At 58.2% G+C, this 11,038-nt stretch carries 6 protein-coding genes; 4 read left to right on the top strand and 2 right to left on the bottom strand.

Annotated features, from left to right (window positions below; all coding sequences use genetic code 11):
• Positions 1 to 56: 56 nt before the first annotated feature.
• Positions 57 to 4,286, bottom strand: a complete 4,230-nt coding sequence (locus IF654_RS20840) for a membrane-targeted effector domain-containing toxin (protein WP_094987605.1) — start codon at positions 4,284 to 4,286, stop codon at positions 57 to 59.
• 122 nt (positions 4,287 to 4,408) lie between these two features.
• Positions 4,409 to 6,514 carry a TonB-dependent receptor family protein gene (locus IF654_RS20835; RefSeq protein WP_083332961.1) on the bottom strand — a complete coding sequence of 702 codons (2,106 nt, stop codon included), beginning with the start codon at positions 6,512 to 6,514 and terminating at the stop codon, positions 4,409 to 4,411.
• A 173-nt stretch (positions 6,515 to 6,687) separates the two neighbouring features.
• Here IF654_RS20835 and IF654_RS20830 point away from each other — a divergent pair, with 173 nt between their 5' ends.
• The 4 genes from IF654_RS20830 (at position 6,688) to IF654_RS20815 (ending at position 10,936) form a co-directional block, all read left to right on the top strand.
• On the top strand, positions 6,688 to 7,014 hold the full coding sequence (locus tag IF654_RS20830) for a YceK/YidQ family lipoprotein (protein ID WP_047273076.1): 327 nt from the start codon (positions 6,688 to 6,690) through the stop codon (positions 7,012 to 7,014).
• A gap of 154 nt (positions 7,015 to 7,168) precedes the next feature.
• On the top strand, positions 7,169 to 8,926 hold the full coding sequence (locus IF654_RS20825; RefSeq protein ID WP_047273077.1) for a carbamoyltransferase family protein: 1,758 nt from the start codon (positions 7,169 to 7,171) through the stop codon (positions 8,924 to 8,926).
• A complete protein-coding gene (locus IF654_RS20820) occupies positions 8,910 to 10,040 on the top strand; it encodes a glycosyltransferase (RefSeq protein WP_047281985.1) in 1,131 nt (376 codons plus the stop codon). Before IF654_RS20825 ends, IF654_RS20820 begins: the two co-directional genes overlap by 17 nt.
• Positions 10,040 to 10,936, top strand: coding sequence for an antimicrobial resistance protein Mig-14 (locus IF654_RS20815; protein ID WP_047273079.1), 897 nt, complete (start codon positions 10,040 to 10,042; stop codon positions 10,934 to 10,936). The genes IF654_RS20820 and IF654_RS20815 overlap by 1 nt, the downstream gene beginning before the upstream one ends.
• Positions 10,937 to 11,038: the final 102 nt, after the last annotated feature.

Genomic DNA, 11,038 nt, shown 5'->3' with positions numbered 1-11,038 from the left:
CCCCTTTCGGCGGAGCCTGACAGACAGGCGCAGTGCCAGACTGCTATGTAGTTAATTTACGGGGCATGCCGCAGGCCGATAGCGTGCAGGTCTTCTATCAAGTCTTTGACGAAAACGTAGCGCTTTTCATGAACGGGTTGCCAGCGAGGGCGCTCGATAAAAAAGTGCCCTGATTCGGTTGTTTTCAAAGGCGTGTAAACGATTTCATTTGAAGTGGATCGATGTATTAACCGTGCGCCTTGCGGGGAGTTGTCGAGCAGGAATGTGCCGGGTTTATCCAGTTGATGTTCAAGCTGCTCTACGCCCAAGGGTGGCCTGCCGGGCTGGGCACCTTGGATGTTTACTTCAAGCCAATAGTCGTTTTTCAGCCATGTATAGTCAGCGCCGGGCCTGTTCTTTATCAGATCACTGATGTCTTGGCGAAGGGTGTAGGGCGTGCCGCAAGCGGCATCGGACACTCGTATGCCGACAGCCCCTTCAAGTTCAGACAGCCCCGGTACACCTTTGAACGTGTTGGTGTGTGAATTGCCTGTCAAGGCGATCCATTTGTGTCCGCCGGTGTCTGCCATATGTTTTTGGATAACACGAGAAGCGACGTAACTGAACATTTCATACCGTTCCAGCTTAAAGGCGGTTATTGGCAAGTCCTGCGAGTAGTAACTGGCCATGCAGTCGAGCGCTTTTATTTCAATCCCGTAACGCCTCGCCTCTCGTACCAGGTTGCTGTAGGTATAGGGGGTGCCCTCGGGCAATTGGTGACCCGCATCCTGGTTTTTCAGAAACTGCTTTAACGGTCGATCCATCTTTCCGGTTTTGAAGTATTTATCGAGCAACGGTTGATGCGCGTCGGTTTGAAGGTGTTCGAGATAAATCACCTTCACCTTGTTTTTAGACAGAGACTTCATGCTCTCGATAAGGATCTTTTTGGCGCCGATGTCCGAATGGCATTCACCGACCACGATGCCGTTGAAGTCTTCATGTAACCGCTTGAAAAAATCCTGTGGCGCCATGGGCTCCGGGAACGTGGGGCGTGCAGCCCGTGGCTTTATAGGGTTGCTTGCGAAAAAGTGTTGAGCGTCGGCCAGCAACTTAAGCCGAAACTCAGTGAAGAACTTAGCCAGCCGTGCGATTTCGGGATTGGGAAAAATATAGTGACTGTCCAAAAACTTGGGCGTGTTTTCAATATGAAGTTGCAGGGCCTTGTTGTATTGCGCAGGCACGTCGTAATGACCTTCAGGCACTACGGGCAGGGCAGCAGGCAGTTCGACATCGGGGTTTCGCAGTGACCGCCAGCCGTTTGGCCCCAGCTTGATTTCCCAGTGCTCCGCAGTTTTACGCAGTTTGTACGGGCCGGCACGCTGTGCTGATCCGCCGGGTGTTTGCACATACACGTTGCGGCCCAGCCAACCTTTGTACACCTCATATACATGGCCGTTTTCCTGTATGTAACGCTTGTTATTGAGGTGATAGATGCCCTGACTGTCGGCCGTATGAGCCGACAGGTTCACGCCAGTCACCCGTGCACTTTCCACGAGGCGTACAGGGGCGCTCTTTCGTTGGAAGAATGGCGCCACCACATTAACGCCCCAGCGCCCGGCCGAGATTTCCCGAACAGGCGTCTGATACGGTGCGTTGGAGTTGCGTTCATCAATCACGCGCCAGGTGTTCTCCAGCGTGTCGTAGCGAGCGCGGTACACGTTGCCGGTTTCATCTTTTATATAGTGCCGCGTTGGCCCGGTTGCGCTTGCAACTGACTCATACACACCGCCGCCATAGGCCCCGCCCGTTTTCAGAAGCAGGTCGCTGCCGGGCTTCGCGCATGCCGCGCCGGGACTGAGTGTTGCTGCTGGGGGTTTGACACGCTGGCGGATGGCGCGCGCGAAAACCGAGGAGCCCGCGAAATCTGAAGCGCCATCGGTCACATGGGTGATAGCCCCCATGAAGTGCAAAAAGGCTTCGTGTTCTTCTTCGCGTGCGAGTGCGTCCACCCCCAGCGTGATTTGGTAAAAGAAGCGCAGCGCCACAATGGGCAGCAGCACGCGGACAGGCAATACGAAGGACACCACATCAACGACGGCCAGCACCGCGTCCTTGGCAGTGTTGACGTTACTTTCGTAGGTGGAGGTCGTTTGCTCATCCGCGTCCCGGAACGCGTAGGACACTTCATTGTTGTATGACGCTTCGAACGCATGGTCATAGATGATCTGCAGCTGGGTGTTGGATTCATCCAGGCCTGCTTTCAACAGGGGCGCGAGGTAAGGCTGGCGAGCGGATGTCACACGCTGTTGCACATAGCTGTGCAAATGCTCGCGGGACATTAACTGCCCCAGCGCCTGACGAGCGTTCGCCACTAGAAACCGGCTATTGTCGAGCGCATCAGGCAGGTAACAGAGCAGCTCGGTGCTTGCGGTCGAACTGAACACCATCACGCCGGGCAGCACGTTCTTATTCACGATCAATAGCTGTGCCCTGATCTGCGCACCCTCGACCTTTGCACGTGTCGCATCATCAGGCTGATCGAGCACGGCTTGTACGATGGCCACTTGCGTGGCGTTCAGGGTGCCGGCCAATTTGGCTTCAAGCAGGTCCAGGCTCAGTTGTGCCCGCTTTAGTGCTACGTAGCGTTCTTTACGCCAGCCGGCTTGTGGCGACGTCACCAACACATGATTCAAGTGTTTTTTATAGCTCTCGCCCACATCGAGCTGGCGGACCAGCGTCTTGATGTAGTCCTTGGTGAGGACCGGGTGCAGGGTGCCATTGGCCTCTATGATCTGGGCCGTGAGCGCAAACGTTACGTCCCACACACCGACATTGGAGAGTGCCAGCTGGGTCAGGCTCATGCGGTGGGTGACGTAGCTGAGCGTGGGGCCGGTCCTGCCGATGCTGTTCCCGGCGGTGTAGGCCGAACCAAACGTGGGGAAGACCACGGGGCCTGTTTGAACCGCTTCAGTGGTCAGGATGCACAGGCTGTCGGGGTCGCACTCAATGCCGTGGTCGGCTTTGATCTGCTGCTTGAGTTGCGTGCGGGCGTAACCCAGCAGCGTGTGTTTCTTACCGCTTTCAGTGATGGGGGAGGCATCCGGGGCTTCGCAGGCGTGCTGTTCATGGATTAGCCGTGCTGTGGCCAGCCGCCATTGCGCTTTTTCATCGTCGGTTGCTGTTTTGAGCCAGTGCGGCAATTGCTTCTCAAACAGGTGGGCATAGCGCGAACGCACAATGGCCGCCGGGTTGATGAACCAGCTCGCGTTCACGGACTGTTCGATCCGTTTGAACAACCGTTGCGGCGACACGAACGTGATCCCTGCGAGGTGATCGCGTCGGACTTCGGCGCAAGCATGCAGCATGTCGTGCTTCAGTTTCTCGATTAAGTCGTTTGCGCAAAACGCCGGGGCCTCTTGTTCGGTTGAAACCAGCCTGACCTGCTCAAGCCCTTGTGTAAGGGGGTGTTCCTTGGCCAGCACCAGGTTAAGTAAAGCGGTGCGCTGGTCAGGGTCCTTGAGCCTGGCGTTGAGTTCCTGTGTCAGCAGATGCAGCGAGTCGAACGCCTCAAGGCCGTTGTCAGGCGTGTAAAACACGACAGTGCGCAGGCTTGAGTCGTCCGTGTCGCTCAGGTGTTTGTCGGTCATGGCAAACACCCCCCTCAGCTTGATATCGGGCATAGGCCTTTCGGCCTTCAGGAAAACTTCGTACAGCCCCTGAGTGGAGGAGTGCTTAGGCAGAACCGAACTGCAGCCGTGAGTGATTGCATCGGCCGCTGCGCGGCTCAGGGTTTGGTCTTCAAGGCGCACCGCAGCCTCGTCCAACAGCAAATGCTGAAGACACTGGGTCAACCATTGGAGGGGAGGCATCGCTTGGAACTCGGCATGCGGCGTTTGCCAGAAGTCAGCCCAAACGTCCTGAATACAAAGGTCATAGTTGCGAATGACATGCTCTAGGTAGCTTTCAAGGTCGGCGGGTGTCAGACCCGGAGTTCGATGCGCCTCGTCCACGGAGTAAGCCTGACTGTAAACATGGTGTTGGCCCTGTACGAAAGTGGGCGGGGTTTGTGCCAGAAAGCTGCCTTCGATCTGCGAGCTGAGGGTCTTGCTGACAAGCACCGGGGACTGCCCCGGCTCGGGCAGGGCTTCGTGATTGATGTGCAAACCTTCGGTCCGGCTGTCTTGGGGAAGCCGCGGGAAGGTTTTGCACAGCCGATGATTAAAGGCCGCCTCCAGCGTGGGCACGTGCAAACGCAGGGTGTGCAGCTTATGTTCAGCGCTTTTGAGGCGATCCAGGTGCGTGGTCATATGACGTCCTTGTCAGAGCCCGCGCGGGGATCGCGCGAGCCAGTGCTGACAGGAGATATGAACGGAGTCGGGCTAGGGTGGTAGATAGTTACTGCCGGTGGCGTTCTCTCGCTTTACACGCCTTAAAAGCTGTACTGCGCGCCAGCTCCCGCGTACCACGAGCGGCCGGGGGCTGCTTCGTAAAAACGGTCGTTGCCGTCGGCCACAATCACCGAGCCCACGTATTGGCGGTCCAGCAGGTTGTCCAGGCGCAGGGTCTGGTGGAAGGTCCAGTGCTCGATCTTCTGCTCAAACTGCGCCCGCCAGTTGAACACACTGTAAGCCGGTGCCGCCTTTTTGCTGTTGGTGTCTTCGACGTACACCTTACTGCGGTACATGCCTTCGACGGCGGTGCTGACCCAGTCGGTCGGCTTCCAGTTCACTTCGGCAAACAGCGTGGTTTGAGGCACGCCGGGCAAGTAGTTGCCTTTGTCCACCGGGCCTTTGGTACTGGCGAAGTCGCTGTCGTAAGTTGCCTGAAGGCGGGTGTAGGCAAGGGTGGTGGTCCAATGCTCGCTGAGCTGGCTTTCGACGCCCAGCTCAAAACCGCGGCGCAGGGTGCGGCCAGCGTTTTGGTAAATAGCTCGGCCTTGGTCATTCTGTAGAACAGAAATTTCATCTTCAGTTGTGATCTGGAAAATAGCGGCGTTAAGGCGGGTATTGCTGAGCTGCGCCTTAAGACCCATTTCGTACTGCGTGCTTTCAGAAGGCTTAAGCCCAAAGTTGAAGCCTTTGTTACCGACCGTGTAAGCCATTTCCGCCTGAGTCGGGGTTTCAAAACCTTTGCCCGCGCTGACATAGCCATGCAGTTCAGGCGTGAAGGCATACATCACGCTCATCGACGGCGTGGCTTTTTCATAACGTTTGTTGCCGCTGTCATCGCCGTTGGTAGCGGTTATAAATTGATCATGTACATCCATTTCCATGGTGCTGTAGCGCAGCCCGGCTTGAACGGTCCAATTGTCGATGGCCCAATTGGCCTGCACGTACGGATCGAGGCTGCGGGCGGTGTCGACTTCGTCGCGAACCAGTGCGCCTTTAACCCCAAGTTGGTTGCCGAGGTAGTTGTTATAACCATGGCGACTGTCCTGGCTTTGGTCGTAATCGAGCCCTGCAATCAAGGTCAGATCCCCCGGAACGCTGTACACCGGTTGCAGCCAGCGCAAGCTGCCGCCATAAAATTTACGGTCGAACTGGACAACGCCGCCCCCTTGTTCATTTGCCGGGTTTGGTTTTGGAGGGTTACCTACCGTTTTTGGAATCGCCAAATACTGAATCACGCTGCGCGTACCGGTGTACGCATTGACCTGCAAGGTCGCGTCGCCAAAGTAGCGCTCGTAGTTCATGCCCAGTTGCTGATGATCGATGCTTTTGCGCGTGTTGTACGTGAGTGCGTTGGGCGTGACTGAGCGCGGATCGGCCTTGTAGGCGTCCCAGCTTTGCCCCAGCGGGTCTTGCGTGCCGTTTTGCTCAAGGCTGCTGTAGATCAGCGCCAGTTTGCTGTCTTCGTCAGGTTTGAGGTTGAGCTTGGCAAAGGTCTGATCGCGGCGGGCAGCGCTGTGGTCGCGGTAGCCGTCGGTGTCCATGCGCGAAGCATCGAGCACAAAACCAACGCCATCGGCAGCGCCTTCGGCCGTGAGATGGTTTTTGCTCAGGCCGTCGCTGCCGACGAGGGTTTCGGCGCCAATACGAGGCGGCCCTTCGCCGTCTCTGGAGAACATCTGAATGACCCCGCCAGCATTACTGCCGTAAAGCGTGGCTGCCGGGCCGCGCAAGACTTCAATGCGCTCGGCGGTGTCGAGATTAAAGGTCGCGGCCTGGCCCTGGCCGTCCGGTGTGCTGGCGGGGATGCCGTCCGCAATCAGTTTGATGCCGCGCACGCCAAACGCGGAGCGGGCACCAAAGCCACGGGACGAGATCTGTAGGTCCTGCGCGTAGTTCTGCCGGTTTTGCACCACCAGGCCTGGAACGCGGGACAGCACTTCCGACGCGTTGATACCCAATTGGCCATCACTGATGTGCTGCTGATTGATGCTGTCTACCGAGTAGGGCAGGTCAAAACTGGGGCTGGCGCTGCGCGAACCCGTGATGACACTGGGGTCGAGTTCCAGTGTGTCAGCAACGCTGAAGGGGGCGAGGCACAGGCCCGGCAGCAAAAGGGCAAAACGGGCGGGTACAAAAAATTTCATGGGGGGTATCGGGGTTCCGTGTGACGCGACCCGTCAGGGCGACGGGTTTCAGGCTAGCAGAGGGGGTGCAGTTTAGCGGGCGTAAGAGCGTTCATACGAGGACTTCAGAAGCCATGACCTGCAAATCAAGTAAGTCGGGTGCTAGGTTGCCCAGTCCTTCTGGAGTCAATCGGATGACCTGCAAACGTGCGTTGTTGTGTGTCTTGCCGTGCCTGTTAATCGGCTGCGGAACCGCCAAAACCCTGATCGGCAGCGATGCGAGCGTGGTCCGGGACCTGAAAAAACAGCGCACATATTGTGAGTCGGTGCCGCGTGTGTATAGCGGTGTGGCGTTCGACCTGTGTGTGATGAATGCCACGCCCAATACCGTCAGTGGCGTGCCCGAAGGGTTTGTGCCGATTTTCTTTTTTGACGTGCTGGCCAGCGCGGTCGTCGACTCGGTGGTGCTGCCCTACACGATTTTTCTGCAGAACCGCGATGGCAGCCTGCTATTGAAGTAGACGGTCAGGGCGCCAGGGCGCGGCAAATAGCGCTGGGTCATTGCGGCACTCTTTACGCTATAATCCCGCCCTTTAGTTGTTTCCTGCTGTGTAGGAAGCACTTCATTTTTTTCAGGCGCCCGCCGCCTGCCTGCATTCAAAAGAGGCACAACCTGTGGCATTGACGATTCTTGGCCTGTCCGGCGCCCTGAGCCATGACCCCTCAGCGGCCCTCTATATCGACGGCAAGCTGGTAGCAGCGGCCGAAGAAGAGCGTTTTGTCCGCGACAAGCATGCAAAGCACCGCATGCCTTACGAGTCCGCGAAGTTCTGCCTTGAACAGGCGGGTATCAAGCCTTCTGACGTTGATGTGGTCGCGATCCCTTTCGCACCGATCAGCTTGTTCGGTGAGGCGCGCTGGCACTATGCCAAGCGTTACTGGTACGCCCCGGATCGCGCGCTCGACGCCATCCTGATGGGCAATCGTCGCTACAAGCGCTATCGCAACAAGATTGTCTGGTGCCTTGAGCAGCTGGGTTTCGATCCGAAAAAAATCAAGATCGAACCGGTTGAACACCACTTGGCGCACGCCTCCAGTGCTTACCACTGCTCGGGTTTCAAAGAGAAAACCGCGATCCTCGGCATCGACGGCAAGGGTGAGTACGCCACCACCTTCTTCGGCTATGGCGAAAACGGCAAGATCACCAAGATCAAGGAATTCTACGACCCGGACTCCCTCGGTGGCCTGTATGGCGCGATCACCGAGTTCCTGGGTTTCGAGATGCTCGACGGCGAGTTCAAGGTCATGGGCATGGCGCCGTACGGCGATGCCAGCAAATATGATTTCTCGCGTCTGGCCTCGTTCGAGAACGGCGAGCTGGTGATTAACACCGAATACGCCAACGTGATCGGCCTGCGTCGTTACAAAGAGAAAGGCAAGGGGTTCTACTTCTCGCCAAAACTGATCGAGTGGCTGGGGCCCAAGCGTGAAGGCGATATCGCCGATGAACCTTACATCCACTACGCGGCCAGCATGCAGGCGCTGTTCGAAAAACTGTCTCTGCAGATGATCGACTACTACTTGGGTGACATCCTCAAGGAAACCGGCAAGCTGGCCTTCGCCGGTGGCTGCGCGCTGAACGTGAAGCTGAACCAGAAGATCATCGCCCGTCCTGACGTCAAGGAGCTGTTCGTGCAGCCTGCCTCCGGTGACGCAGGCACGGCCGTGGGCGCGGCAGCCTACGTGTCCGAAGCCCGTGGCGTGCCGGTCGAGAAGATGGAGCACGTCTACCTCGGCCCTGCGTACAGCAACGAAGACGTGATTGCCGCGTGTGCCCGTCACCCTGGCAAGCCGGCGTACCGCAAGATCAACAACACGCCTGAAAACATCGCCAAAATCATGGTCGATGGCAATCCGGTGGCCTGGTTCCAGGGTCGTATGGAGTTTGGCCCGCGCGCATTGGGCGGCCGTTCAATCATCGGATGCCCGAGCAGCGCAGGCGTGGCTGACCGCATCAACGAGCAAATCAAGTTCCGCGAGCGCTGGAGGCCTTTCTGCCCGTCGATGCTCGACACCGTGGCCCCGCAGATGATCAAGGTCGATCACCCGGCACCGTTCATGACCTTCACCTTTGAAGTGGCGGAAGAATGGAAAACCCGTGTGCCTGAAGTTGTACACGAAGACGGTACTTCGCGCGCTCAGGTGCTCAAGCGTGAATACAACCCGCGCTACTACGACATGATGAAAGCCCTTGAAGTGCTGACCGGTAATGGCGTCTCGCTGAACACCTCGCTCAACCGCCGTGGCGAGCCGATGGTTTGCTCACCGACCGACGCACTGAACATGTTCTTCGGCTCGGATCTGCAGTACCTGATCATGGAAGACATTCTGGTAGTCAAAGACGGCGCGGACGCTTATGACTCGCTCGACTGAGCGTCATGTGTTGCAGTTCTGCCACGGCTATGACGGGCCGTTTCTGGACTGCGCCCGTCAATACGCCAGCCTGTTTGCGGGCACCGGGTACAAGGTCACCACGGTCTTTCTGACCGGGGCGGCCGACCCCGAGGTGGCGGCGGGCTGTGGGTCGGACGAAGTGCTGTTCATGGAATTCAGCTCCAGCGCCATTCGTGGCCTGAAGCTTAGGGCCATTCGCGAGATGCGCAAAATTGCCGCCTCGCGTTCGTTCAGTTTTTGCATCGCCCATCGGTTCAAGCCGATTTACATCGCTTTGTTGGCCACTGACTTGCCGGTGATCGGCGTGCATCACGCGTTTGGCGACTACCAGCGTCGCAGTCGCAAGCTGTTTGCGCACCTGTTCCGTAAGCGCCTGAGCCTGGTGGGCGTCTCGGATGCAGTGCGCGATGACATGCGCGCGTGCTTGCCCAAGTGGCCGACCGGGCGTATTCGTACGCTCTACAACCGTATCGACATTCAGGCGGTACAAGCCAGTCAGTTGCCACGTGCCGAAGCTCGCGCCGACCTTGGCCTGCCCGCTGAAGCCTTCATCGTGGGCAACGTCGGCCGCCTGCATCCCGACAAGGACCAGGCCACGCTGATTCAGGGGTTTGCCAAGGCATTGCCGCAACTGCCTGCTGGCAGTCAGTTGGTGATCATGGGCAAGGGCCGTCTGGAACAGGACCTCAAAGAACTGGCCAAAGCGCTCGGGATCGCCGCTCAGGTGAATTTCCTGGGGCAGGTGCCTGACGCCCGGCGCTTTTTCCGTGCCTTCGATGTGTTTGCGCTGAGTTCGGACCACGAGCCTTTTGGCATGGTGCTGCTTGAGGCCATGGCGGCGGGTGTTCCCCTGCTGGCCACGGCGTGCGGTGGGGCCAAGGAAGTGGTCGAGGGCGTGGGGATCCTGTTCCCGCTGGGCGACGCCGATCATCTGGCTCAAGGTTTACAGCATTTGGCGCAACTCGATGACGCTCAGCGTCAAGCGTGCGGTGAACTGATGCTGGCGCGCCTGCACGAACGCTTCTGCGATCAGGCCGTGCGCGACACCTTCTGGCAGTTGCCGCACGTCACCGACCTGACTGCGGAGTCCTGATGCTTAATCGATTTCAAGGCTGGCGCGAGCGCGGCTGGCGCGCAGTTGACGCGCACACCTATGCCGCTGCCTGGCAGCGTTTTGGTGGCAGCGTCGCGACACACCCACAGGTGGTGGAACGTCTCGCCAACCTGGCCGGCATCCCGGTGCGTTACCTGGCCTGGGAGCACAACGGCGAGCTGAAAGCTGCCATCCCGACCTGGGGACGCGATCTGGCGTTATCCAAAGATGTGCTCAAGCGTCACGGCAAAAAAGGCCTCTTCGATCTGGGCAATGCCGAGTTGATCCTGCCTGCCGCCGCAGACGCACACGCGCCGTTGCGCCATCGTGGGCGCTACTTGTCGCAGCTCAATGAGGGGCGTTTCAGCACCTTGCAGCCGCAAACCGAACAGTTGGCCATGGCGCGCACGCCGGAAGAGCTGTCAAAGAAATTCCGTTATAACCAGCGTCGCGAACTGCGTTTGCTGGAAGAAGCGGGCGGCGTGATACGCCCGGTTTCGACGTTTTCCAGTGTCGAGCTGTCGGCAATCTATTGCGATTTGTTTCTGCGTCGTTGGGGGTTTGTCGCCACCGGGGCCGAGCGTATGGCTGAGGTGATTGAGCTGCTGCGCGAGTTTTTGATGGGATCGGTGATTTTCCTCAACGATGCCCCGATTGCAATCCAGCTGGTGTATCGGGTTGAATCGCCGCAATGGATCAGCGTCGAATACGTCAATGGCGGCGTCGACCCCGAAACCCGTGCGTTCAGTCCCGGCAGTGTGCTGAGTTTTCTCAATACCCAGTCGGCCTGGGAACAGGCCCGTAGCGTCGACAAGCCTCTGCGGTTCTCGTTCGGCCGCGCCGACCGCGAATACAAAGAGCGCTGGTGCAACCCGGTGCCTGTCTTCAAGGTGTGAATGGACGCGCAAGCGCGCGTCTCGCGATGCAACCGGTGCGGAGTGTGAGCTACCGGGTTAACGCCATCACGGGGTCAGCGCGCGTCTAAAGGCAAACCGCCA

Origin of the sequence: Pseudomonas lundensis (genome assembly GCF_015377145.2) — a bacterium.
GTDB classification, from domain to species: Bacteria; Pseudomonadota; Gammaproteobacteria; order Pseudomonadales; family Pseudomonadaceae; genus Aquipseudomonas; species Aquipseudomonas lundensis.
This window is presented reverse-complemented; position numbering and strand designations above follow the sequence as displayed.

Coding starts and splice junctions, on each gene's coding strand:
- IF654_RS20840 (WP_094987605.1), bottom strand. CDS start 4,286: ATGACCACGCACCTGGATCGCCTCAAAAGCGCTGAACATAAGCTGCAC.
- IF654_RS20815 (WP_047273079.1), top strand. CDS start 10,040: ATGCTTAATCGATTTCAAGGCTGGCGCGAGCGCGGCTGGCGCGCAGTT.
- IF654_RS20835 (WP_083332961.1), bottom strand. CDS start 6,514: ATGAAATTTTTTGTACCCGCCCGTTTTGCCCTTTTGCTGCCGGGCCTG.
- IF654_RS20820 (WP_047281985.1), top strand. CDS start 8,910: ATGACTCGCTCGACTGAGCGTCATGTGTTGCAGTTCTGCCACGGCTAT.
- IF654_RS20830 (WP_047273076.1), top strand. CDS start 6,688: ATGACCTGCAAACGTGCGTTGTTGTGTGTCTTGCCGTGCCTGTTAATC.